The organism is Aestuariimicrobium sp. G57 (assembly GCF_050110855.1).
GTDB lineage: Bacteria > Actinomycetota > Actinomycetes > Propionibacteriales > Propionibacteriaceae > Aestuariimicrobium.
Genome location: NZ_JBNINW010000004.1, coordinates 253,473 through 276,478 on the forward strand (window position 1 = coordinate 253,473; position 23,006 = coordinate 276,478).

General features: G+C 69.3%; 22 protein-coding genes and 1 riboswitch. Of the genes, 9 read left to right on the forward strand and 13 right to left on the reverse strand.

The genetic code is table 11. The annotated features are described in order from the left end of the window. Positions 1–85: 85 nt before the first annotated feature. The 11 genes from ACQCX5_RS11175 to ACQCX5_RS11225 form a co-directional block, all read right to left on the reverse strand. Positions 86–694 (reverse strand): superoxide dismutase, encoded by a 609-nt coding sequence (locus ACQCX5_RS11175; protein WP_434542210.1) that lies wholly within the window; start codon positions 692–694, stop codon positions 86–88. An 80-nt stretch (positions 695–774) separates the two neighbouring features. Continuing rightward, positions 775–1,626 (reverse strand): ECF transporter S component, encoded by an 852-nt coding sequence (locus ACQCX5_RS11180; protein WP_434542106.1) that lies wholly within the window; start codon positions 1,624–1,626, stop codon positions 775–777. Beyond that, positions 1,623–3,302 carry an ABC transporter ATP-binding protein gene (locus tag ACQCX5_RS11185; protein WP_434542107.1) on the reverse strand — a complete coding sequence of 560 codons (1,680 nt, stop codon included), beginning with the start codon at positions 3,300–3,302 and terminating at the stop codon, positions 1,623–1,625. Before ACQCX5_RS11185 ends, ACQCX5_RS11180 begins: the two co-directional genes overlap by 4 nt. Next, complete coding sequence (locus ACQCX5_RS11190) at positions 3,299–4,528, reverse strand: CbiQ family ECF transporter T component (RefSeq protein ID WP_434542108.1); 1,230 nt, start codon at positions 4,526–4,528, stop codon at positions 3,299–3,301. The genes ACQCX5_RS11185 and ACQCX5_RS11190 overlap by 4 nt, the downstream gene beginning before the upstream one ends. Positions 4,529–4,531: 3 nt before the next feature. Then, positions 4,532–5,503: a hypothetical protein gene (locus ACQCX5_RS11195; protein ID WP_434542109.1), complete on the reverse strand. Its 972-nt coding sequence runs from the start codon at positions 5,501–5,503 to the stop codon at positions 4,532–4,534. After that, a complete protein-coding gene (locus ACQCX5_RS11200) occupies positions 5,500–6,675 on the reverse strand; it encodes a prenyltransferase/squalene oxidase repeat-containing protein (RefSeq protein ID WP_434542110.1) in 1,176 nt (391 codons plus the stop codon). The genes ACQCX5_RS11195 and ACQCX5_RS11200 overlap by 4 nt, the downstream gene beginning before the upstream one ends. An 89-nt stretch (positions 6,676–6,764) precedes the next feature. Next, a riboswitch (cobalamin riboswitch) is annotated at positions 6,765–6,904 on the reverse strand. A gap of 118 nt (positions 6,905–7,022) precedes the next feature. Beyond that, positions 7,023–7,223 carry a CsbD family protein gene (locus ACQCX5_RS11205; protein ID WP_434542111.1) on the reverse strand — a complete coding sequence of 67 codons (201 nt, stop codon included), beginning with the start codon at positions 7,221–7,223 and terminating at the stop codon, positions 7,023–7,025. A 266-nt stretch (positions 7,224–7,489) separates the two neighbouring features. After that, positions 7,490–8,107, reverse strand: a complete 618-nt coding sequence (locus tag ACQCX5_RS11210; protein ID WP_434542112.1) for a class I SAM-dependent methyltransferase — start codon at positions 8,105–8,107, stop codon at positions 7,490–7,492. Then, positions 8,104–8,991, reverse strand: a complete 888-nt coding sequence (gene truA, locus ACQCX5_RS11215; RefSeq protein WP_434542113.1) for a tRNA pseudouridine(38-40) synthase TruA — start codon at positions 8,989–8,991, stop codon at positions 8,104–8,106. Before truA ends, ACQCX5_RS11210 begins: the two co-directional genes overlap by 4 nt. Next, positions 8,988–9,764 carry a tRNA (guanosine(46)-N7)-methyltransferase TrmB gene (trmB, locus tag ACQCX5_RS11220; RefSeq protein WP_434542114.1) on the reverse strand — a complete coding sequence of 259 codons (777 nt, stop codon included), beginning with the start codon at positions 9,762–9,764 and terminating at the stop codon, positions 8,988–8,990. Before trmB ends, truA begins: the two co-directional genes overlap by 4 nt. Continuing rightward, the gene (locus tag ACQCX5_RS11225; RefSeq protein WP_434542115.1) at positions 9,751–11,190 is read right to left on the reverse strand and encodes a glycoside hydrolase family 125 protein; all 1,440 of its coding nucleotides are present in this window, start codon (positions 11,188–11,190) and stop codon (positions 9,751–9,753) included. The genes trmB and ACQCX5_RS11225 overlap by 14 nt, the downstream gene beginning before the upstream one ends. Positions 11,191–11,401: 211 nt before the next feature. Between ACQCX5_RS11225 and rplM the strand changes: the two genes are divergently transcribed. The 4 genes from rplM (at position 11,402) to glmM (ending at position 15,918) form a co-directional block, all read left to right on the forward strand. After that, the gene (gene rplM, locus ACQCX5_RS11230) at positions 11,402–11,845 is read left to right on the forward strand and encodes a 50S ribosomal protein L13 (RefSeq protein WP_434542116.1); all 444 of its coding nucleotides are present in this window, start codon (positions 11,402–11,404) and stop codon (positions 11,843–11,845) included. Positions 11,846–11,868: 23 nt separating this feature from the next. Then, complete coding sequence (gene rpsI, locus ACQCX5_RS11235) at positions 11,869–12,405, forward strand: 30S ribosomal protein S9 (RefSeq protein WP_434542117.1); 537 nt, start codon at positions 11,869–11,871, stop codon at positions 12,403–12,405. A 751-nt stretch (positions 12,406–13,156) separates the two neighbouring features. Then, positions 13,157–14,419, forward strand: a complete 1,263-nt coding sequence (locus ACQCX5_RS11240) for a TerC family protein (RefSeq protein WP_434542118.1) — start codon at positions 13,157–13,159, stop codon at positions 14,417–14,419. Positions 14,420–14,568: 149 nt separating this feature from the next. Beyond that, positions 14,569–15,918 (forward strand): phosphoglucosamine mutase, encoded by a 1,350-nt coding sequence (gene glmM, locus ACQCX5_RS11245; protein WP_434542119.1) that lies wholly within the window; start codon positions 14,569–14,571, stop codon positions 15,916–15,918. 128 nt (positions 15,919–16,046) lie between these two features. Here the strand turns inward: glmM and ACQCX5_RS11250 are convergent, their stop codons facing one another. Together ACQCX5_RS11250 and coaA are read right to left on the reverse strand one after the other, a co-directional pair. Then, a complete protein-coding gene (locus ACQCX5_RS11250) occupies positions 16,047–17,012 on the reverse strand; it encodes a peptidoglycan-binding domain-containing protein (RefSeq protein WP_434542120.1) in 966 nt (321 codons plus the stop codon). Positions 17,013–17,151: 139 nt separating this feature from the next. Then, positions 17,152–18,105 carry a type I pantothenate kinase gene (gene coaA, locus ACQCX5_RS11255; protein WP_434542121.1) on the reverse strand — a complete coding sequence of 318 codons (954 nt, stop codon included), beginning with the start codon at positions 18,103–18,105 and terminating at the stop codon, positions 17,152–17,154. A 194-nt stretch (positions 18,106–18,299) separates the two neighbouring features. Here coaA and glmS point away from each other — a divergent pair, with 194 nt between their 5' ends. From glmS to ACQCX5_RS11280, 5 genes are all read left to right on the forward strand, one after another. After that, positions 18,300–20,144 carry a glutamine--fructose-6-phosphate transaminase (isomerizing) gene (gene glmS, locus ACQCX5_RS11260; protein WP_434542122.1) on the forward strand — a complete coding sequence of 615 codons (1,845 nt, stop codon included), beginning with the start codon at positions 18,300–18,302 and terminating at the stop codon, positions 20,142–20,144. 73 nt (positions 20,145–20,217) lie between these two features. Beyond that, a complete protein-coding gene (locus tag ACQCX5_RS11265) occupies positions 20,218–20,601 on the forward strand; it encodes a holo-ACP synthase (RefSeq protein ID WP_434542123.1) in 384 nt (127 codons plus the stop codon). Further along, a complete protein-coding gene (locus tag ACQCX5_RS11270) occupies positions 20,598–22,028 on the forward strand; it encodes a bifunctional ADP-dependent NAD(P)H-hydrate dehydratase/NAD(P)H-hydrate epimerase (protein ID WP_434542124.1) in 1,431 nt (476 codons plus the stop codon). The genes ACQCX5_RS11265 and ACQCX5_RS11270 overlap by 4 nt, the downstream gene beginning before the upstream one ends. An 87-nt stretch (positions 22,029–22,115) precedes the next feature. Then, on the forward strand, positions 22,116–22,496 hold the full coding sequence (locus ACQCX5_RS11275) for a hypothetical protein (RefSeq protein ID WP_434542125.1): 381 nt from the start codon (positions 22,116–22,118) through the stop codon (positions 22,494–22,496). After that, the gene (locus tag ACQCX5_RS11280) at positions 22,493–22,855 is read left to right on the forward strand and encodes a hypothetical protein (RefSeq protein ID WP_434542126.1); all 363 of its coding nucleotides are present in this window, start codon (positions 22,493–22,495) and stop codon (positions 22,853–22,855) included. Before ACQCX5_RS11275 ends, ACQCX5_RS11280 begins: the two co-directional genes overlap by 4 nt. The last annotated feature ends 151 nt before the right edge of the window (positions 22,856–23,006 follow it).

The window sequence follows — 23,006 nt, forward strand, 5'->3', positions numbered from 1 at the left end:
GTCCCGGCGACCACCCCCCACAACCAACAAGGACGCCCCCTCAACCGAGGGGGCGTCCACAAGCTCAGGTTCGTCCGAGTCGACCTCAGATCAGGTCAGCACCCTTGGCCTTGGTGAAGCGCTCGGTCACGTCGGCCCAGTTGATGACGTTCCACCACTCGGTGACGTAGTCAGCCTTCACGTTCTTGTACTGCAGGTAGTAGGCGTGCTCCCACATGTCGAGCTGCAGCAGCGGCACCTGCGCGGTCGGCAGGTTGCCCTGCTGGTCGAACAGCTGCGCGATGTTCAGGCGCTTGCCCAGCAGGTCCCAGACCAGGATCGACCAGCCGGAGCCCTGGATGGCCTTGGCGTTCTCGTTGAAGTGCTTCTGGAAGCCGTCGAACGAACCGAAGTACTCATCGATCGCTGCGGCCAGCTCGCCGTCGGGGCGCTCGCCGCCCTCGGGCGACATGTTCTTCCAGAACACGGAGTGGTTGATGTGGCCACCCAGGTGGAAGGCCAGGTCCTTCTCGAGCTTGTTGATGTTGCCGAACTCGCCCTTGTCACGGGCCTCGGCGAGCTTCTCGAGGGCGGTGTTGGCGCCGGCAACGTAGGTGGCATGGTGCTTGCTGTGGTGCAGCTCCATGATCTCGGGGGCGATGTGCGGCGCCAGAGCGCTGTAGTCGTAGTCCAGGTCGGGCAGCGTGTAGGTCACTGTGATGCCTTTCTTCAGGTCGGTACTCACTCACACCCGAGCCTATTGCTCCGTCCAAGGGGCCGCCACGGTTCTCACGATCATTCAGCCGTTGGCGCACCCGCTGCGCGACCCGTGGACGACCCCAGCCCGGACGACGCCCGCCCGAACGAGGCCCGTCGCGAGGCACGGCGCAGGACGCGCAACAGCGGGGGACCGAGCACCAGCAACAGGGCCCCGGTCATCACCGCGCGGCCCAGGTTCCAGCCCATCGAGGTGGCCACGTTGAACCAGAAGAACCGCACCAGGTTGCCCCCCGGCCCGGCGCTGGGGTCATACGAGATCTGGGAATCACCGCCGGCGGCGAACGGCCAGAACGAGAAGTCCATGAGCCAGCCATAGGCGAACGAGGCCACCGCGCCATAGGCCACCAGCAGCACCACCTCGAGGGCCCCGCGCCACTGCGGCAACAACCCCGCGCCGAGCCCCACCAACCCCGCGGCAAGCATCTGGAACGGCAGCCACGGCCCCACCCCGCCGGTCAGCAGCGCCGACGCGAACAGGCCGGTATTGCCGAGCACGAACCCGAACCCCGGCCCGAACACCCGCCCCGACAAGATGATGGGAAAGAACACCGTCTCGAGCCCCGCCGTCCCGGCCCCCAGGGGACGCACCCCGGCCACGACCGCCGACATCACCCCCAGCAGCGCCAGCGCCTTCACATCGGAATGCTCGCCCGTGACCTGTGCGGTGATCACCGCCACCACCAGCCCGACCACGCCGATCAGCAGCATCGGGGCGAAGTCGTTGGTGGTCAGCGCCGACCCGGGCGCCAGGAACAGCGGCCAGCAGAACGTGATCACCGCCAGCACGGCCGCGATCGCGACCATCACCCACGTGCGGGCCGACAGGGCCATCGCGGGTGCCGGACGAGCAGTGCGCGTCTGGCTCATGACCTGACCGCCACGGGGTGCTCGGCTGCGGGCTGCCCGGCACCAGTCCCGACACCCTGCGGCGCCAGGTCGGCCAGCGTCAGCACCCGCCGGGGGAAGAACACCTTCGACAACTGCGGCGCGAACGTCGGCGAACTCGTCAGCACCTCACGGGTCGGCCCGTCGGCCACCACCTCGCCGTCGCCCAGCACCACCGTGCGCTGCGACACGGCCGCGGCGAACTCCACGTCGTGGGTGCTCACCACCACACACGTGCCGCGCGCGGCGAGCCCGCCCAGCATGCCGACCAACTGGTGCTTCATCGCATAGTCCAGGCCGCGCGTCGGCTCGTCCAGCAACAACACCCGCGGACCCGCCGCCAACTGGATCGCCAGCACCAGCCCCAACCGCTGCCCCTCGGACAGGTCGCGGGGGTTCGCGGACGGGTCGAGCACCAGCCCCAGCTCGTCGAGCAGCCCCGCAGTGGTGCCGGCCGCGACCCCGGACTCCTTGTCGGCCTGCGCGCATTCCTGGGCGACGGTGGGCAGGTAGAGCAGGTCGGCGGCGGTCTGGGGCACCAGCGCCAGGGTGCGGCGCAGCACGGCCGGGTCGGTGGTGCGCGGGTTGGTTCCCGCGACGTCGATGCTGCCGCGGTGCTCCAGCGCGCCCTGCAACGCCCACATCAGCGTCGACTTGCCGGCGCCGTTGCGTCCCATCACCGCGCTGACCTCGCCGGCCCGGAAGTCCAGGTTCACCCCGCCCAGGGCCTGCACCCGTCCGCGTCTCACAGCCAGTTTCTGCACGCTGACAAGGGGGTCAGCCGCGTCTTGCGGGGTCGGTGCGTGCGCGTGCCCGTTCAGGGCGAGGACGCGCCGCGACCCCTCAGCCGCGAGCCGCCGACGGGCCTCGCGCACGCTCAGGGGCACCGGGTGCCAGTCCATGACCCGGGCCAGGTCGGCCAGCGGGGGAACGACATTGCTGTGGGCCAGCACCTCGCCGGGGCTGCCGAGCACGGCCCGCCCGTCGCCGGGAAGCCAGAGCATCGAGTCGGCGGCGTGCATCACCCGTTCGAGGCGGTGCTCGGCCAGCACCACCGTCAGGCCCACCTCGTGCACCAGCGTGGTGATAGCCGAGAGCACGTCCTGGGCCGCGGTGGGGTCGAGGGCCGAGGTCGGCTCGTCCAGCACGACGATGCGCGGCTGGGCCGCGAGCACCGACGCGATCGCGACCCGCTGCTGCTGCCCGCCCGACAGGCTGGTCAGGGGGCGGCGGCGCAGGTCGCCGATGCCGAGCAGGTCGAACGTCTCTTCGACACGTTTGCGCATGGCGTCGTGGCCCAGACCCAGCTGTTCCATGCCATAGGCGACCTCGTCCTCGACGGTGTCGGTGACGAATCCCTGGATCGGGTCCTGGCCCACAAAGCCGACGACATCGGCCAGGTCGCGGGGACGGTGGTCGCGGGTCGAGCGCCCATCGACGAGCACCTGGCCGTCGAGGCGTCCGCCGGTGAAATGCGGCACGAGCGCATTGATGGCCCCCAGCAGCGTCGACTTGCCCACGCCGGTGGGCCCGACGACCACGCACAGGTCACCCTCGGGAATGGTGAACGACACATCGTCGAGCACGGGCGCGCGGTCGGCCGGGCCGTCACCGTCGGGGGAGTCGTACCAGATCGAGACGTGGTCGAAGGTGATCACCGGGGCTCCTCGTCGTCGGTGGTGGCGCGGGTGGACGCTGCCGGGGTGGGTGCCGCCGGTTCACTGAACAGCAGTGCGGCGGCGAGCAACACTGCCGCCGCGACCATGCCCAGTGTCAGCGGCGGCCACTGCAGCGGGGTCGTCCGGGGGAACAGCACGGCACTGTTGGTCGCATCGATCACGCCGATGACCACGGCCGCGGCGATGCCGCAGGCGACCAGCGCGGTGTCCTGCCAGTGCCAGGGGTGGGGACGATAGCGACTGATCTGCTGGCCCCTTCCGGAAAGGTGCAGCCCCACCAGCATCATCGCGGCCGCCACCCCCATGCCGACCAGCGCCCACACCTCGGCCCCGCGAATCGAGAACAGGGCGTAGGTGGCCCCGACCATGCCGAGCAGGCCCACCAGCAGCAGGGCGGTGACGGCTGCCCCGAGCGCTCCCGGGACGGCCCGCAGACGGCGGCCGTAGCCGCGCGATTCCATGGCGGTGGCCAGCCGCATCGAGCGTTCAAGCGCATCCTCCATGACCGGCACCAGGATCGCCAGCACGGCACCCAGGCCCTTGCTGCGGCCACCCCTGAGGCGCCGCGCACGTCGCACGCGTCCGATGGATTCGATCAACTGGGGCGCCACGCTCAACGCAATCACGACGGCCACCGAGACCTGGTTCAGCGCGGCGGGCACCGACTTCAGCGCCTGGCGCGGGTTCGCCAGCGCATTGGCGGCGCCCACGCAGATGACGATGGCGGCCAGCCGCATGCCGTCATAGGCGGCGGCCAGCACGGCATTGAGGGTGACGGGGCCACCGAACCGGATGCCGGCCATCCAGTCGGGCAGGTTGGCCTCGGGCAGGGTGAACAGCACCAGCCCTTCACGCGAACCGCCGAGCAGCGCGGTGAGCACCACCCGGAACCCGATCACGACCAGCGCGAGGGTGATGTAGGCCCCGACCGACCGGGCCCACGGGGCATCACTGCGACGCAGCACCGTGACCAGCAGCACGGCCGCCACGACCAATGCCAGCAGCAGCGGGTTGGCGGTGAAACTCGCACAGATCGCGGCCCCCACGGCCCAGCCCCACCACGCCCACGGGTGGGTGCTGCGGGCCGCCGGACGGGTGCCGACCGCCGGGCTGCCGGCCCCGGGAACGCCGGCCCCGGGAACAGTCGAGCCCGGCCCGGCCACCGGATGGGTGGCCGAACCGGGCAGGACGGCAGTGCGGGTCATCGCTCAGGCCAGGTCGTCGTCATCGAGCCCATCGGCCCGACGGCGGCGCACGGCCACGACAGCGCCGGCGGCGCCGGCAGCAACCAGGCCGACGGTCGCGGCCACGGCCCACGGCGAACCGGTGCCGCTGCTGCTCGGACGCTCAGCCGCCACGGTGGTGGGGCTGGCGGTGCCGGCGGGCGAGGTCGCCGCGGTGCTGGCAGCGGCGATGCTGGACGTCACTGGCGCCGACGGGGTGACGGCCGACGGCGGTGCGCTGGTGCTCGCAGTCGTCGGTGCCTTGCTGGCCGCCGACGACGGCGCGGTCGCCTTGACCGTGGTCGGCGCGGTGGTGGCCTGCGTGCGGGTGGCTCCGCTGGTGGCCCTGGACGTGGGTGCGGGTTTCGGCGCACTGGTCGTCCGGGGTGCGGTGGTCGTCGGCTTCGGTGCGGTGGTCGTCGGCTTGGCCGTGGTCGGCGGCGCCGAGACATACGGCTGCAGGCCGGCGGGTTTCAGCACGGTCGACAGTGAGCTCGAGCAGTTGGGACGGCTGCTGTAGCACCAGCCCTGGACGCTGCCCGGCTTGGGCGAATACTGCTTGGCGCCGCGGGTGGAATACGTCCACGAGCTGCCGGCGCTGGCGTGGTAGTACTGCCAGTAGCCGTCGGCGGTCGTCCACTCATTGCCCTCGATGCAGCGGTTCGGCAGGCCGTTGAGCTGGCAGATGAACCCGTCGTTCGAACTGCGCTGGGTGATCGAGATGCCCGCGTTCTGCAGCGCCTGCCACCCGGACGACGGATTGCCCACACACGTGTTGGCCACGGTTTCGCCGTTCGGCCCGACCACGACCAGCCACACCTGACCGGACTGGGTGCACGTCGAGGCCGACGCGGGCAGGGCGGCGTGGGCCACCCCGGTGGGCACCAGTCCAGCAGGGACGGTGCCCACGAGGGCGGCCAGCACGGCCAGGATGACGATCCGCGCGATGCGGCTCATCGGTTGCGGCGCCCGCGGGCGGCAGCACCCGCGGCGACCAGGGTCGTCGCCACACCGGCGAGCAGCACCACAGGCAGCGTCGTGTCGTCCGAGGTGCCGGTCGAGGGCAGCGGACGCGGGGTGGTGGTGGCAGCCGGGGTGCTGGTGGTCGGCGCGCTGGTGGTCGGTGCGCTGGTGGTGGGCGCGGGGCTGCTCACCGGGGCGGTGGTGCTCGGCGGGGCCTGCAGCTCTGCGTCGAGGTAGTTCTCGCCGGCGAGCAGCAGCAGCGCCTGCGAGGTGGCCATCAGGTCGGGCTCGGTGCCGTCGGGGCTGTTCGGCAGGCCGGCGCCACCGGTCTTCGCCTGCTGGGCGACCAGGTAGGCGATGGCATCGCTCATGTCGAGGCCGGCGGCGAGCAGGCCCTGGCCGACCATGGCGGTGGCATTCGCGGGGGAGTAGCCCGGCCACGAGCCGTCGGCCTGCTGGGCCGAGGCGGCCCAGGTGATGGCCTTGTCGAGGGCGGTGCTGACGGCCGCGCCGCCCTGTCCGCTGGCCTCGAGGCCCACCAGTGCGGCGATCGCCACACCGGTCGAGTCGACGTCGATGGCGAAGGTCACGGGGGAATTCCAGGTCTCCAGGTAGCCGAAGGCGCCCGAGGCGTCCTGGGCGGTCACGAACGCATCGATCGAGGCCTGCGGCACCGTCTCGCCGGCGCGCACGAGCGCGATCACGGCATAGGGCAGGTTGAACATGCCACCCGCATCAGGCTTGCTGACCAGCCCGTCCTGGATGATCTTGATGAGGTCGACGCCGCCGTAGTTGGTTGGGTCGGCGCCCAGGGCCTGCACGGCGATCGCGGCAATGGCGACCTTGCCGGCGGCACCGGGGTTGGTGGCGTAGGTCTTGGCATCAGCGCGCAATGCGGCGTCCATCTCGGCGAGCACGTCAGCGTGCAGGCCGGTCGGGGCCAGCGAGATGATCGAATCGGCCAGGGTGCCCGTGCTGAACGCGGACGGATCGGCCTTCCACTGCGCGGCCAGCCAGTCAGCGGCGGCGGTGGCCTGGCTGCTGGGGGCCGCGGCGGGCACCATCGGGCCCGCGAGCGGGGCCTGGGCCTGCGCCATGCCGGCAGCGACGGGCGAGACGAACAGTGCGGCCGCAATCCCGGCGGCGGCGACATGGCGGAGCTTCATTGGCTTCCTCTCAACTGAACCAACGAAGGGTGCGCAGTGTCGCGCGCCTGGAGTCCGTTGGCCACGACGGACGTGACCCTGGGGCCACGGGGTGGGCGCTCGCCACGATGGGTACTCCGACTCGGATGCGCCAAGCACATCCTCACGGCTGCGGGTCAGCTCCGGATTCGCACCGGATTCCCCCAATAGCAGCGATCAGGATCAACCTACCCCAGACCGCCGACAAGTTGACCACTGCCCATGGGTAATGGGTATGGGGTGGACATGCCGGGGCAATAATGCGACCCGCCCCCCGGGTGGTGGTGGGGGACGGGCCGCGGGTCAGTCGGCGTTTGGTCTGCCTTGACTCAGAACTTGTCCTTGGCCTCGTCAACGAGGTCACCGGCGGCGTCCTTGACGTCTTCACCGGCCTGCTTCACATGGGCTTCGCCCTGCTGGAGCTTGCCCTCAGCCTCAAGGCGTTCGTTGTCCGTGGCATCGCCGAAGGCTTCCTTTGCCTTGCCCGACAGTTCGTCGGCGGCGTTCCTGATCTTGTCCCCGAGCCCCATGGCAACCTCCCTCGGCCAGGTACCTCCCGGCCTGTTCTGTCGACGGTACGCCTCATCTGCGCGCGGTTCAGGCGGACACAGCAATTCGTCAGATTTGCTCAGTCGTCCTCGGGGTGGGGCGGCCTCGGGGTGGGGGGCACCGCCCTGCCACGTTGCCCCTGATCGCAACAGTTGCCCTTGTTCCGGCACAAGGGCAACTGTGCCGTTCAGGGGCAGTGCCGTTCAGGGGCAACCGGACGACGTGAGCCGCGCCAGCGCCAGGGCCCTCAGTCGTCCTCGGGCCGCGTCACCCGCAGCACCCGGAACCCCTTGGCGCTCGCATGCTTCGCACACGCCCAGCCCTCGCTGACCAGCCACTGCTGCAGTGAGTCCGCGCCCAGGTTCTTGCTGACCACCAGCCATGCCTCACCGCCCGGTGCCAGCCGGGGCAGCCACGTCAGCAGCAACTCGTGCAGCGCCTGCTTGCCGATCCGGATCGGCGGGTTCGACCAGATCTGCTCATAGCGGGCATCGCGCGCCAGCACCTCGTCGGGCGAGCCCGCGAACACCTGGTCGCCCACCCCCGCGGACGAGGCATTCGCCCGGGTCAGCTCGACCGCGCGGGAGTTCACGTCGACCGCATCGACGCTCGCTCCCGGGCAGGCGGCCGCCAACGCCACGGTGATGGGCCCGAAGCCGCTGCCCAGGTCGAGCAGCCTGATGCCGTCGCCGGCCGGGGGAGTGGTCTCACGGAACAACACCGCCGTGCCCGGGTCGAGCCGACTGCCCGAGAACACGCCGTTCGCCGAGGTGAAGCGGTGGTCTCGTCCCCAGATCGTCGCGGTGACCTCACGTTCGCGGGCCGGGGCCGCAGAGGGTTCGGGCGATTCGAAATAGTGGCTCATTCAGACTCCTGTTGCTGTGGCTCGTCACGGCGGCTGCGGGCCTGCGCCGCCCGGGCGGCCAATTGGTCATCGGGTGGGTAGCCGACTTCGCTGAGCGTCAGCCCCGAGGCGGGCATCACCGTCACCGACGAGTCCCTGGCCCCAGCCGCGAGCAACCCGGTCACCCAGTCGACGTCACGGCGCACCTTGCCCTGGTTCGTCCCGGCCAGCCCCACACCGACCACCGCACCCATCAGTGAGCGGACCATCGAATGGCAGAATGCGTCAGCCACCACGGTCGCCACGATCATCCCGGCCCCGGTGGTCGCAGCTTCTTGGCGCACGCACTCGAAACGCTGCAGCGTGCGGATCGTCGTGGCCCCCTCGCGCGGCTTGCAGAATGCCGCGAAGTCATGCAGCCCGAGCAACACCTCGGCGGACGAGTTCATGGCCGCGACATCGACCACGCCCCGCACCACCGCCACCCGGTGCCGCAGCGTGGGTTCGCGCAACGACTGCTCGTCCCAGATGCGGTAGGTGTAGCGCCTGAACATCGCCGAGAACCGCGCATCGAAGTGAGCACTGACCCGCCGCACCCCGTGCACCGCCAGGTCATCGGGCAGCACGCGCCGCAGCCGGTGCGCCAGCACCTCGGCCGGGTCGGCGTCGGTCCGGTCGCGCAGATCGACGGTGAAGTCGTCGGGCAGGTCGAGGTGGCACACCTGGCCGGTGGCGTGCACGCCGGCGTCGGTGCGTCCGGCGACGACCAGCGCAGGCGCCGGGTCGAGCCGCAGCACCCGCGCGATGCCCGCGGACAGTTCGTGTTCGACCGTGCGTAGGCCCGGCTGGGCCGCCCAGCCCGAGAACTGGCTGCCGTCATAGGCCAGGTCGATGCGCAACCTCATGTGTCGCCGCCGTCCACCACATACGTCAGGTCATGGATGTCCCGCCCGGCCTCGATGCCCCGGCGCTCGTACTTCGTCAGCGGACGCGCGTCCCACCGCGGCGCCCACCCGCCCGACCCCGCGTGCACATTGCGCAGCCCGGGTGCCTGGTCGAGCACCTCCCGCATCCAATCGGCGTAGTCAGCCCAGTCGGTGGCCAGGTGCCAGTGCCCGCCCGGGGCGAGTTGGCGGACGACGGTTGCCGCCAGGTCGTCGTTGACCAGACGGCGCTTGTGGTGGCGGGCCTTGTGCCAGGGGTCGGCGAAGAATGTCCACAGCTCGACGACCTGGCCGGGCTCGAACAACAGGTCAAGCCCCTGGGCGCCGTCGGCGATCACGATGCGCACGTTGTCGACATCCTCGCGGGCGAGCTTCGACAGGGTGCTGGCCACCGAGGGCTCGAACACCTCGAACGCGACCACATTGACCTCGGGACGCGCCTTCGCCATCGGCACCAGCGAATCGCCCTGGCCCGACCCGATCTCGACGACGATGGGCGCATGGCGGCCGAAGATGGCGTCCCAGTCGGGCACCGGCTGCGGGGCCACCGACGTGCTGGTCTCGCGGGTCTCGACGGGCACGACGCGGGTGGGTGACCACCGTTCCCAGGCCTTCTGCTGGCTGGGGTTCATGCGGGCCGAACGGCGCACGAACGAGACGACCTCGCGATGCACGCGCGCCCCGGGCTGCTGGTCAGGGTGTTGGTTCTCATCGCGCTGGTCAGTGTGCGGCATCCGGTCCCCCCGTCTGGTCAGGCCTCGTCAGGTCAGCCCCCGTCAGGTCATCCATGCGCACCCCGGCCACATCGAGCAGCAACTCGCAGAACATCGAGTTGGCCCACGAGAACCACGGTCGCGTGAACCGGCTCGGGTCGTCGGCATGGAAACTTTCGTGCATCATGCCGGTGCCGGCGTCAGTGCGCATCAGCACCTCGACCATGCGCAGCTTGGTCTCGGTGCGCGTGCTGGTCAGGCCCTGCACCGCCAGCGCGATGGGCCAGATGTGGTCGTAGGGGGTGTGCGGGCTGCCGACCCCGGACGCGGCCACGCCCAGGTGGTAATGCGGGTTGGCCTGTGAGAGCACCCAGCGGCGGGTGGTCAGGTAGACGGGGTCATCAGCGGCCAGCGACGAGCACAGGGGCAGGCTGAGCAGGCTCGGCATGTTCGCATCGTCCATGCGCAGCTGGTGGCCCAGGCCGTCGACCTCATAGGCCAGGGTGCCGTCGTCGGCGAACCCCCACTGCGCCACCCCGGCGCTGATCTGGGCCGCGAGGTCGTCGCATTCGGCAGCAAACCCGGCGTCGTCCCAGGCCTCGCGGGCCATCTGCGCGAGCAGCCGCAGGGCGTGCGCGGCGAAGAACTGCGCCGGAATGTTGTAGCCGTACGTGCAGGGGTCGTCGCTGGGGCGGAACCCGCACCACGTCATGCCCGTGACCCCCACGGGTGTGCCGCGGCCGTCCTCGCCCAGGGTGTCGCCCGTGCCGGGGCGCACGAACCGGTAGTCAGAGTCAGTGTCGTGGCGCTGTTCGCGGCGCCACAGCTGGACGACCTGGCGGGCTCCGGCCCGTACCGGTACCAGGACCGCGGCATCGCCGGTGGCCTGCCACACCTGCCACGCGAACTGGATCGGGAAGGCCAGCGAGTCGACCTCGTACTTCTCTTCCCAGACCCAGGGGTTGTCGCACAGGTCACCGGCATGCCACGAAGCGTTGTTGGGTTCGGGGTTGAAGGCATTGGCATAGGGGGCGCGGGCGATGCAGGCCCACTGCTGGGCGACCACGTCGGCCAGCGTCGCGGCGATCTCGGGGCAGTCGCGGGCCAGCAGCACGAACGGGCGCATCTGGGCTGAGGAGTCCCGCAGCCACATCGCCGGGATGTCGCCGGTGATCACGAACATGCTGCCGTCGGGGCGCCGGCTCAATGTGGCCTGCCAGGTGTTCAGCATCTGCTGGGTGAACAGCCGTCCGGCGCGGCCGTCGTCGAGGGCGTGGGTGATCGCGACGGCATGGCGGTTGATGGTGGCGCGCACGGCGTCCGAGGCGGGATGGGTGAGGGGCTGCCGTTCGTCCGCATGGCACGAGAGCGAACGCGAGACGAGGTGGGCGAGACCCCGGGCCAGACCCGGCCACCTGGCGGGCTGCGCCCAGCGGGGCGACGTCATGGGGACAGGGTAGGGCCACGGGTGGCTGAGGGGGTAATATCAGCGGGTCGCCGCCGGGCTGGCGCTCATTTTGACCGCGATCAATGTCGCAGGTAAAGTTGTCCGCTGTTGCGCCCGGCCCTGGTCCGGATGCGGGGTCGTGTACCCCGAGCCCGCGAGGAAGGCGCTGCTGAAGAGTCCAAAGCAACCAACTGGAAGATGGTCCGTGACCGTGTCTACCTACACTCCCAAGCCTGGCGAGATCACCAGGAACTGGCATGTGATTGACGCCGAGAACGTCGTGCTCGGCCGCCTCGCCGTCGCTGCTGCCACCCTGCTGCGTGGCAAGCACAAGGCAACCTTCGCGCCCCATGTCGACGGTGGCGACTTCGTGGTCATCGTGAACGCTTCCAAGATTGCCCTGACCGGCAACAAGCGCACCGACTCGCTGCGGTACCGCCACTCGGGTCGCCCCGGTGGCCTCACCGCCACCCCGATCGGTGACCTGCTCGACAAGGACCCCCGCAAGGCCGTCGAGCAGGCCGTCTGGGGCATGCTGCCCAAGAACAAGCTGAGCCGCCAGCTCATCTCCAAGCTCAAGGTCTACGCCGGCCCGGAGCACCCCCACGCTGCGCAGCAGCCGCAGCCCTACGCGATCACCCAGATCGCCCAGTGACTGCGAAAGACTGAGGACCTCCCGTGACTGACACCGTGGAACTTGACGAGAACGTCGAAGAGTACGACGCCGAGCAGTCGTTCACCGACGAGAACGACCGCGAGATCGCTTACCGCAGCGACTCGAACCCTGCCGCCGCTGCCGGTGGTGCCACCTCGCGTCCGGCCGTGATCGCCGCCGGTGGCGCGACTGGTCGCCGCAAGGAGGCCGTGGCCCGCGTGCGCATCGTGCCCGGCTCGGGCACCATCACCATCAATGGCCGCACCCTGGACGACTACTTCTCGAACAAGGTGCACCAGCAGATCGTGACCGAACCGCTGACCACCGCCGGTGTCGAGGGTTCCTACGACATCATCGTGCGCATCCACGGTGGTGGCGTGTCGGGTCAGGCCGGCGCCCTGCGCCTGGGCATCGCCCGTGCACTGAACGCCGTTGACGCCGAGGCCAGCCGCCCCGCGCTCAAGAAGGCCGGCATGCTCTCGCGTGACGCCCGCATCAAGGAACGCAAGAAGGCCGGTCTCAAGAAGGCCCGCAAGGCCCCGCAGTACTCGAAGCGTTGATGTGTGCGGCCCCGGTGGCCGCCGCAGCATTGCTCGCACAACCCCCTGCCGTGTGGTGGGGGGTTGTTGCGTTGGTGGACGTGGTGCGTCGTGCAGGTGCCGCGCGTCGTGAGGTCGTCCACGTAGCTGGCGTTGATCGACGTAGCTGGTCTCTAGAGCGCCAGCCACGTCGAATACCGCCAGCCAGGTGGACGAGCCAGGGTGGCGGCGGGCGGAACAGTGACCGGGGCCAACATCTGAGAAAGAAGTAGCCAGCGGCCGCCCCACGCGCACTTACTCGCGTCACTGGGTCGCTGGCTACTTGTTTCTCAGATCCTGGGTAGGCACACCGACGTGGACGAGGCAGGGGCAGCGGCCCGGTTCGGTCACCCGGGCCCCGTGGACGACCCCTGCAGGTGCATTCCTGGCGCTGGTGTCAGTTGTGCTCCTCGAAACGGCGCTGCGGGCTGCGTTGGTGGCGCTGGTGCCAGTTGTGCAGGTTGGGCTGTGCGCGGCGGGCGTCCAGCGGCCCGACCACATCCACCACCCCACCTCCACCCAACTCCGTCCGGAATTAACCCGGCACCCTCGTTGCTTGCTAAACTAGGCCCGGCTCGGCGGTGCCGACCTCACTCAGGGCGAGCGACCCCTTGGTCCCGTTCCTCTTCCCCTGCCCAGCAGGGGCATCAGGTTTCAGCCACGTCTGACGACCCGTCAGGCGTCCCACCGCCCGTCGGCTTTTTCGTCCGGCATTTTCACCCTGGAGCTTTGCGTGAACCCACCCATGTACGTGTGGATCGGCACGGTCGTACTCATCGCGGCACTGCTGGCCTTTGACTTCTTCTTCCACGTGCGCAAGGCACACATTCCGACGCTGAAAGAGGCGGCCTTCTGGTCGGCCATCTACGTGGGCATCGCGATCCTGTTCGGGTTCGCCGTGTGGATCTTCGGTGGCCACCAGGCCGGGGCCGAGTACTTCGCGGGCTACGTGACCGAGAAGGCGTTGAGCGTCGACAACCTGTTCGTCTTCCTGATCATCATGTCGAGCTTCAAGGTGCCCCGCGCCGACCAGCAGAAGGTGCTGCTGTTCGGCATCGTGTTCTCGCTGTTCGCCCGCACCGGGTTCATCTTCCTGGGCGCGGCCATCCTCGACCGGTTCGCCTGGGCGTTCTACATCTTCGGCCTGATCCTGATCGTCACTGCCGGCAACATGTTGCGCAGTGAGGGTGAGGACGAGCATGACGCCGACAACTTCATCATCCGGCTCGCCCGCAAGTTCTTCCGCACCACTGACTACTACGACGGCGACAAGCTGTTCACCGTGGTCAACGGCAAGCGCATGCTCACCCCCATGCTGCTGGTCATGGTCGCCATCGGCGGCACCGACATCCTGTTCGCGCTCGACTCGATCCCGGCCATCTTCGGCCTGACCCAGTCGACCTTCATCGTGTTCACCGCCACCGCGTTCTCGCTGATGGGCCTGCGCCAGCTGTACTTCCTCATCGACGGACTGCTCGACCGCCTGATCTACCTCAGTTACGGCCTGGCCGCGATCCTCGCGTTCATCGGCGTGAAGCTGATCCTGCACGCGCTGCACGAGAACAACGTGCCGTTCATCAACGGCGGCGAGCCCGTGAACGTGGTCGAGATCGACATCGCGACCTCGCTGATCTTCATCGTGGCGGCCCTGACCGTGACGATCGTCGCCTCGCTGGTCTCGCCCAAGGGCAAGGCCCAGACGGCCGTCAACAACGCCCGTCACCACGCCGAGAACTACCTGAACCTGGGCTACGAGGACGCCGCCAACCGTGAGACGACGTACGCGAAGCTGGTCAAAGAGATGGCCAACATCTCGCTGATGCCCAAGAAGTACCGCGATGAGATCGACGACCAGGACGAGCTGATGGAACTGTTCATCCGCGCCCGCGAGACCCACGACCGCCAGGTCGCCGAGGGCCACGGCTCACGGTTCCCCGGGCTGCCGATCACGCAGGCCGAGCGTGATGCTGTGCAGCAGTCGGGGCCGACTGCCTGATCGTCCGCCCACGTGCCCCCCATCGCAGCATCTGCCACTGTTTCGAAACAGTGGCAGATGCTGCGTTCAGGGGCAACCAGCCGGTGCGTCGACAGGGGAGTGGGTGCGGCAGGGTTCGCGCACGCGCCCCGGGGCACTACTGTGTACGCGTGGCTCGACTCTTTGGAACTGACGGGGTTCGCGGCAAGGCGAACGTTGACCTGACCGCTGAACTGGCGCTCGACCTCTCGGTCGCCGCGGCGCATGTGCTGGGCGAGGCCGGTGTCTTCGACGCCCGCCCGACCGCCATCGTGGGACGAGACCCACGTGCCAGCGGTGAATTCCTCGAGGCCGCGGTGATCGCCGGCCTGGCCAGCGCCGGTGTCGACGTGGTGCGGGTGGGCATCGTGCCCACGCCCGCACTCGCCTTCCTGGTCAACAACGCGGACGCCGACCTGGGTGTCATGCTCTCGGCCTCGCACAACCCCATGCCCGACAACGGCATCAAGTTCTTCAGCCGTGGCGGTGTGAAGCTCGACGACGCCCTCGAAGATGCCATCGAGCAGCGCATGGGCGAGGACTGGCAGCGCCCGACCGGTGCCTCGGTGGGCCGGGTCACCACCGACCTCGGGGCTGTCGAGGCCTATGTCGCGCACCTGGTCTCGTCGCTGGGCGCCGATTCAAGCCTTGAAGGGCTCAAGGTCGTTCTGGACTGCGCCAACGGTGCCTCGTCCATGACCGCAGTGGCAGCATTCGAAACCCAGGGCGCCCAGGTCATCGCAATTCACCACGACCCCGACGGCCTCAACATCAACGAGAACTGCGGTTCGACCCACATGGGTGACGTGCGCCGCGCAGTCGTCGAGCACGGTGCCGACCTGGGCCTGGCCTTCGATGGCGACGCCGACCGCTGCCTGGCCGTCGACGCGCAGGGCAATGACATCGACGGCGACCAGATCCTGGCGATCCTGGCGCTGACGCTGAAAGAAGAGCACAAGCTCGCCTCGGACACCGTGGTCGCCACCATCATGAGCAACCTCGGTTTCGTCAACGCGATGCGTGAGCGCGGCATCCGGGTCGACCAGACCAAGGTCGGCGACCGCTATGTGCTCGAGTCGATGAACGCCAACGGGTTCGTGCTGGGGGGCGAGCAGTCGGGCCACGTCATCATGAGCGAATTCGCCACCACCGGTGACGGCGTGCTGACCGGCCTGCACCTGGCGGCCCGCATGGCTCGCACCGGCAAGTCGGCGGCCGAGCTGGCTTCGGTGATGACCCGGTTGCCTCAGGTGCTGGTGAACGTGACCAACGTCGACAAGTCGCGCGCGGGCATCGATCCTGAGATCAACGCCGCCGTGGCGAAGGCCAACCATGCGCTGGGCACGTCCGGCCGGGTGGTGCTTCGTCCGTCGGGCACCGAGCCCCTGGTGCGCGTGATGGTCGAGGCCGGGACGACTGAAGAAGCCCGTCGGGTGGCTGACGAGCTGGCCGCGCTGGTGAAGCAGCGGGTCAGCCTCTGAACCCCCCAACAGCACGTTTGCCGCCCTTCGGGAAGTTTGCACACCGGCGCCGGTGTGCAAACTTCCCTCGGGGCGGCAAACGTTTCAGCCGCGGGGCGTTACGCCCTGGAGGTCAGGCTGACCGGCGCTCAGGCCGACCAGTCGCAGTGCACGTGACCGCTGTGGCCCGCATCGCCGGGGCCCAGCGTCAGGCGGGCGCCTGCAGCCGCGCAGGCATTGCGCACCCGGGCGGCCATGTTGCGGCCGGCCGTGGTGGTGTCGATCTTCTGGCCGTTGGCGAAGTCGATGTCGACGGCGCGGCCCTTGTAGTGCAGCGAGGTGCTGGAATGGTCGCAGCCGGCGATCGAGGTCACCCGGTAGCTGTTGTTCACGCCGAAGTCACGCATGAAGCGCAGCATGTTGGTGCTCAGGTAGACGCCGACCTTGCCGACGTCGCCGCCGCCGGTGTAGGCGACGCGGCCGGCCGCCGTGTCGACCATGTTCTGGCGGGGCGAGGAATAGGTCGGGCCGCAGAAGTGCAGCAGGTTGATGCCCGAGTCGTTCAGGATCTGCTGGGCGTACTGCGCGCGGGTGGTGGTGCCACCCGTCGAGGCCACCCCGGCGATCAGGCCGCGCCAGGTGTTGGCGCCGACGACACCGTCGACGGTCAGGCCCTTCTTGGACTGGAAGCTGCGCACGGCCGAAAGCGTCGCAGGCCCGAATGAACCGTCGACGCTCAGCGAGTAGCCATTGCGCAGCAGCTGGGTCTGCAGGGCCTTGACGGCATTGCCGGTGTTGCCTTCGCGCAGCGTGTAGCTGGCCAGCTTCGGCCAGGTGGCGGCGCCGACCGAGCCATCGGCGACCAGGCCGTTGGCCGACTGGAACTTCTTGACGTTGGCCGTGGTGGCGGATCCAAAGCTGCCGTCAGCGGTGGTGGGGTAGCCCTTGGCGGTGAGCAGGTACTGCACCGTCTTGACGTGGTAGGTGTTGGTGTTGCCGGACGAGACCGCAGGCCACGAGTTGAACGTGACAGCCTGGGCGGTCGAGGCGCTGGACGAGCCCAGCAACCCGAATGCGGTGACAACCGCGATGATGAGCGCAGCGAGACGCTTCACGGAAGTGCCTTTCCGTCGAGGGAGGGGATGTTCGCGGGGTACATGGGCACCCGCGCGAGGCTCACGCTAACCCTTTTCTGGTTCAGGCGGGGCGGAATATGGAATGCCGATCGCAGGGTCTGGTCACCCCCAGCCCCCGTCAGACCTTGCGGATCAGTACCTCGCCGACGCTGTGGTCCGGGCCCTTGCGCAGGATCGCGGTGGCCCGGTCACGCGTCGGCGCGATGTTGTAGTGCAGGTTCGGGCCGTTGATCTCGTCCCAGATGTTCATGGCCATCGTCGTGGCCTCGGCATCGCTCAGCTGGGCGAACTTGATGAAGTAGCTCTCGGGGTCGCGGAAGGCGGTGGCGCGCAGCTGCAGGAAGCGGTCGAGGAACCACTGCTGGATGTCGGCCTCGGCGGCGTCGACATAGATCGAGAAGTCGAAGTAGTCACTCAGCGCCTGCCCCGCCCGACCGTCGGAGTGCACCCGCGCAGGCTGCAGCACGTTCAAGCCCTCGATGATGAGGATGTCGGGCTTGCTGATGACATGCTCCTGGTCAGGGATGATGTCGTAGATCATGTGGGAATACACCGGCGAGGCGACCTCGGCCTGGCCCGACTTCACCGCCGCCACATAGGCCAGCAGCGCCCGGCGGTCATAGCTTTCGGGGAAGCCCTTGCGTTCGAGGATGCCCCGGCGTTCGAGCTCGGCATTCGGGTACAGGAACCCGTCGGTCGTGATCAGCTCGACCTTCGGCTGGCCGGGGGCCTGCCGCAGCAGCTCCTGCAGCAGGCGGGCCGTCGTCGACTTGCCCACGGCCACCGAACCGGCGATGCCAACGACGAACGGCGTGCGCTCGACATCAAGCTCGAGGAATGCGTTGGTCGCCCGGTACAGGTGGCCCAGGTGGCGCCGGTGCAGGTGCATCAGCTGGGTCAGCGGCACGTAGACCTCGACGACCTCGTGGTGGTCGGTCGGGTCGCCGACGCCGCGCAGCCGCGCCAGGGTCTGGGCATCGACGTGGATGTCGGTGTGGTCAGCGAGGTTGGCCCAGTCGCGTCGCAGCATCGAGACGTGCGTCGTCGGGTGGTCGCTGTGCTCGTGTGGCATCGTCGGGTGTGGGTCCTCACGGATTCAGGCTTGTGCCGGCAAGTGCCAGCAGGCAGCATCATGTCAGGCAAGCGTCACACGTCTGGACGCACCCCGCCGCAACAGGCTCCAGCATGTGGAAGGCCGCAGGCCGGGGCACGCCTCGCCGGGCGTGGAGTTGGGTTAACGCTCAGTGTTCATGTACGTTTCTTGCCATGTGTGGAATCGTGGGCTATATCGGCCATCGCAATGCGCAGGACGTCGTCATCGGTGGACTGCGCCGACTGGAATACCGTGGATACGACTCGGCAGGCATCGCCGTGCCGGGGCCGGACGGGCTCCAGGCCCGCAAGAAGGCCGGCAAGCTCGCCAACCTCGAGGCTGAACTCGAGGCCAACCCGATCCCCGAGGCCCAGCAGGGCGTCGGGCACACCCGCTGGGCCACCCATGGCGGCCCCACCGACACCAATGCCCACCCGCACGTGTCGTCGAACGGACGCGTCGCGCTCGTGCACAACGGCATCGTCGAGAACTTCGCCGAGCTGCGCGCAGAACTGCAGGCCGAGGGCATCGAGTTCACCAGCGAGACCGACACCGAGGTGGCCGCGCAGCTGCTCGGGCGCGAGGTCGAGAAGGGCGCCGACGTGGCGTCCGCGCTCGGCACCGTCTCACAGAGACTGACCGGCGCCTTCACGCTGGTCGCCATCGACCAGGCCGACCCCGACCGCGTGGTCGCCTCGCGCCGCAACTCGCCGTTGGTCGTCGGGTTGGGCGAGGGCGAGAACTTCCTGGCCAGCGACGTCGCCGCGTTCATCGAATACACCCGCGAGGCCATCGAGCTCGGCCAGGACCAACTCGTCGTCATCGACCGCGACGGCGTGACCGTCACCGACTTCGAGGGCAACCCCGTCGAGACCCGCCAGTACCACGTCGACTGGGACCTGTCGGCCGCCGAAAAGCAGGGCTACGACTGGTTCATGCGCAAGGAAATCTTCGAGCAGCCCCAGGCCGTCGCCGACACGCTGCTGGGCCGCTTCAACCAGCGCGGTGAGCTGGTGCTCGACGAGATCCGCATCAGCCCTGAAGAGCTGCGCCGCGTCAACAAGATCGTCATCGTCGCCTGTGGCACCGCGTTCTATGCCGGGCTGGTCGCCAAGTACGCCATCGAGCACTGGACCCGCATTCCCTGTGAGGTCGAGATCGCCAGCGAGTTCCGCTACCGCGACCCGATCATCGACCCGATGACCCTGGTGGTGACGATCTCGCAGTCGGGCGAGACCGCCGATACCCTGATGGCCGTGCGCCACGCCCGCGAGCAGCATGCCAAGGTGATCGCGATCTGCAACACCAACGGCGCCACCATTCCCCGTGAATCGGACGCCGTCATCTACACCCACGCCGGGCCCGAGATCGGGGTGGCGTCCACGAAGGGGTTCATCACCCAGGTGGTGGCCTGCTACCTGCTCGGCCTGTTCCTGGCCCAGGTGCGTGGCATGAAGTACGGCGACGAGATCAAGGCGATCATGGACGAGCTGGAGTCCATGCCCGAGAAGATCCAGAGCGTGCTCGACAACCTCGACCCGATCATGAAGCTGGCCGAGCGGCTGAAGCAGCAGCGCTCGATCCTGTTCCTGGGGCGCCACGTCGGCTACCCGGTGGCCCTCGAGGGGGCGCTGAAGCTCAAGGAACTCGCGTACCTGCACGCCGAGGGCTTCGCCGCCGGTGAGCTGAAGCACGGCCCGATCGCGCTGATCGAACAGGACCTGCCGGTCTTCGTGATCGTGCCCCCGCAGGGTCGCGACCAGCTGCACGACAAGGTCGTCTCGAACATCCAGGAGATCCGTGCCCGCGGCGCCCGCACCATCGTGCTGGCCGAAGAGGGCGATGACGAGGTGGCGCCGTACGCCGACCTGTGGTTCAAGCTGCCCAAGGTCTCGACACTGCTGCAGCCGCTGGTCGCGACGATCCCGCTGCAGGTCTTCGCCTGCGAGCTGGCCACCCAGCTGGGCCACGATGTCGACCAGCCGCGCAATCTGGCCAAGTCGGTCACGGTCGAGTGAGCTGAACCGCAGCGGGTGAGCTGGTGGGGGCGTGGTCCGCAGGTGCGGGCCGCGCCCCCACTACGCTGAACCCATGATCATCGGGGTCGGGGTCGACGTCTGCCACATCGGCCGGTTCGAACAGATGCTGGCGCGACGGCCAGGCATCGCCATCAAACTGTTCACCCCGCACGAGCGCACCATGTCGGTAACGTCGCAGGCCGGCCGGTTCGCCGCCAAAGAGGCCCTCGCGAAGGCGCTTGGTTCACCGGGCGGCATGCGCTGGACCGACTGTGAAGTCGTGCGCCACGACGACGGTCGCCCGCACTTCGCGCTGCAGGGCACCGTCAAGAAGACCGCGGACGACCTGGGCATCGATGTGGTGCACGTCTCGATCAGCCACGATGCGGGGGTGGCCACCGCGTTCGTGATTGCCGAACGGACCGCTGGCGGCAACGCGAACGAGGTGCGATCGTGATCCCGATTCTTTCCGCCGACCAGGTGCGCCAGGCCGAAGAGGCGTTCTGGGTGCGCAACCCCGGCGTCGACCTGATGGCGCGGGCGTCGTCCGCAGTGGCCGAACAGGCCCGCGAACTGCTCGACCGTCGCCGCTACGACGCGGCGCAGAGCCCGGTCGTGGTGGTGGCCGCGGGGCCCGGCAACAATGCCGGCGATGCCCTGTTCGCGGCGGCCGAACTCGAGGCGACGGTGCTGGTGTGGGCCGTGACTGACCAGACCCACCCCGCGGGGCTGCGGGCCGTGCTCAAGGCGGGCGGCCACCTGGTCTCGCGCACCGAGGCGCTGGACGCCCTGCCCGAGGCGGCGCTGGTCATCGACGGGGTGGCGGGCATCGGCAGCCGCCGCGGGCTGAGCGAGACGGTCGAACGCTTCGCCACCGAGGCCCGGCGCAGGCGCGTGCCCGTGCTCGCCGTGGACGTGCCCAGTGGCCTGGCAGCCGATCGTCCGGGGGTGCCGGCGCCGGCGTTCAAGGCGGCGACGACGGTCACGTTCATCGCGCACAAGCTGTGCCAGGTGGCCGCGCCGGCGGCGCAGCACTGCGGCACGACCCACCTGGCGGACATCGGCGTGCCCGTGGGCGAGCCGCAGATGTGGCAGGTCGAACCGGCCGACCTGCCGGCCTGGTACCCGTGGCCCGATGCGAGCTCTGACAAGTATTCACGAGGGGTGGTCGGCCTGGACACCGGGTCGGTGCGCTACCCGGGCGCGGCGGTGCTCGGTGCGGCCGGGGCGCTGTTCACCGGGGTGGGCATGGTGCGCCACGCCGGGGTCACCGAGGTGGCCGACCGGGTCGTCGACCGCTGGCCCAGCGTGGTGCCCGGCCCCGGCCGGGTGCAGGCGTGGGTGGCCGGGTCGGGCTGGCAGGTCGACGGCGAGCACCGTGAGGTTGCTGCCGCGCGCCTGGACGAGCTGTGCGCCGACGGGGTGCCGGTGGTGGTCGACGCGGGGGCCGTCCACGTGTTGCCCGAACACCTGCCGGCCGGGTCGCTGCTGACCCCGCACGCGGGGGAGTTGGCGACGCTGCTGGGCGTCGGGCGTGACCAGGTCGAGGACGACCCGGTGCGCCACGTGCGCGCGGCGGCGGCCAGGACCGGGGCGACGGTGCTGCTGAAGGGGGCGACGCAGTACGTGGCCGAGCCCTCGGGGCGGGTGCTGCTGGCGTTGCCAGGCCCGGCATGGGCGGCGCAGGCCGGGTCGGGCGACGTGCTGGCCGGGGCATGTGGAGCGCTGGTGGCGGCCGGGGTCAGGGCCCCCGAGGCGGCGGTCGTGGCGGCATCGCTGCAGGCGCTGGCGGGGTTCGCACACCCGGGTCCGCGGCCGCCGGAGGTGTTGGCGCAGGCGTTCCCGGAGGTCATCGCGGGGTGGACGGCGGCAGCCGGGTCTTGACGGCAGGGGGTCTTGACGGCAGGGGTCTTGACTTCAGCGGGCGGCTGGCCGAGGATGAGGGCACGCTCGCACCGTGGAGGGCAGACGGTGTCCACATTGATCAACCCAGCCAGTCACACCCGCCGGGTGTTGCTGTCGTCCATGGTTGCCCTCGGGGCACTGGCTCTCGTGGGCTGCTCCCGGGACCAGCTTGTCGATGCCCACCTCAACAGCGTGCACCCGGTGCCCGGGCAGCAGAACCGGCTCGTGGTGGCCTACGTGTCGGCGGCCCAGGTGCGGCTGCCCATCGAGGTCGAGCTGCAGCAGGATCCGCAGCAGGTGCGCATCCGTGTCCGTGAGCGGCGGCCCACCACAGACATGACCGCGATCGCCTACGAGCACACCACTGAGGTGACCTTGGACGCCCCGCTCGGCAGCCGTCCGGTGATCGACCTCGTGACGGGGCTGTCCGTGAAGGTGGTGACATGACCAGCCCGGGGTGCAGCCGCCGGACGGTGCTGGTGGTGTCGGCAGCGGGGGTGGTGATCGGGTTGGCCGGCTGTGGGGCGCAGCGCACGCCGCGGCCGGTGCCGATCGAGTCGATCGCTGCGGTGCCCGGGCAGACCCTGCGCTATGTGCTCACCTACCGGTCCGTGCTGGAATCCGCCGACCTGGCCGACGTGACCGTGGACGAGACACCCCAGTGGGTGCGCATCCTGGTGCGGGAACGGCAGCCGCAGCGGATGGGCCAACCCCGCACCCACACCACCGAGATCACGCTGAAGTGGCCGCTGGACAATCGGACGGTCACCGATCAGTCGACCGGCACGCCGATCCCGGCGCGCTGACTGGCCACCTCGGAAAGCCGGTCGAGCGTGGTCCGCATGCCGCGGCGCATGTCGGACCCGGGCCAGCTGCGTCCGGGGCTGGTCGGGGCACCTGCCACAGTAATGTGCATCGACCGGGCCAAAACGGCCGATTCTGGGGACTTTTGCCCCG

Bases quoted from the DNA above. Each gene is read 5' to 3' on its own strand.
- ACQCX5_RS11190 (WP_434542108.1), bottom strand. From the start codon at position 4,528: ATGACCCGCACTGCCGTCCTGCCCGGTTCGGCCACCCATCCGGTGGCC.
- ACQCX5_RS11265 (WP_434542123.1), top strand. From the start codon at position 20,218: ATGATCATCGGGGTCGGGGTCGACGTCTGCCACATCGGCCGGTTCGAA.
- coaA (WP_434542121.1), bottom strand. From the start codon at position 18,105: ATGCCACACGAGCACAGCGACCACCCGACGACGCACGTCTCGATGCTG.
- ACQCX5_RS11195 (WP_434542109.1), bottom strand. From the start codon at position 5,503: ATGAGCCGCATCGCGCGGATCGTCATCCTGGCCGTGCTGGCCGCCCTC.
- ACQCX5_RS11210 (WP_434542112.1), bottom strand. From the start codon at position 8,107: ATGAGCCACTATTTCGAATCGCCCGAACCCTCTGCGGCCCCGGCCCGC.
- glmS (WP_434542122.1), top strand. From the start codon at position 18,300: ATGTGTGGAATCGTGGGCTATATCGGCCATCGCAATGCGCAGGACGTC.
- ACQCX5_RS11180 (WP_434542106.1), bottom strand. From the start codon at position 1,626: ATGAGCCAGACGCGCACTGCTCGTCCGGCACCCGCGATGGCCCTGTCG.
- ACQCX5_RS11205 (WP_434542111.1), bottom strand. From the start codon at position 7,223: ATGGGGCTCGGGGACAAGATCAGGAACGCCGCCGACGAACTGTCGGGC.
- trmB (WP_434542114.1), bottom strand. From the start codon at position 9,764: ATGCCGCACACTGACCAGCGCGATGAGAACCAACACCCTGACCAGCAG.
- truA (WP_434542113.1), bottom strand. From the start codon at position 8,991: ATGAGGTTGCGCATCGACCTGGCCTATGACGGCAGCCAGTTCTCGGGC.
- ACQCX5_RS11225 (WP_434542115.1), bottom strand. From the start codon at position 11,190: ATGACGTCGCCCCGCTGGGCGCAGCCCGCCAGGTGGCCGGGTCTGGCC.
- ACQCX5_RS11280 (WP_434542126.1), top strand. From the start codon at position 22,493: ATGACCAGCCCGGGGTGCAGCCGCCGGACGGTGCTGGTGGTGTCGGCA.
- ACQCX5_RS11200 (WP_434542110.1), bottom strand. From the start codon at position 6,675: ATGAAGCTCCGCCATGTCGCCGCCGCCGGGATTGCGGCCGCACTGTTC.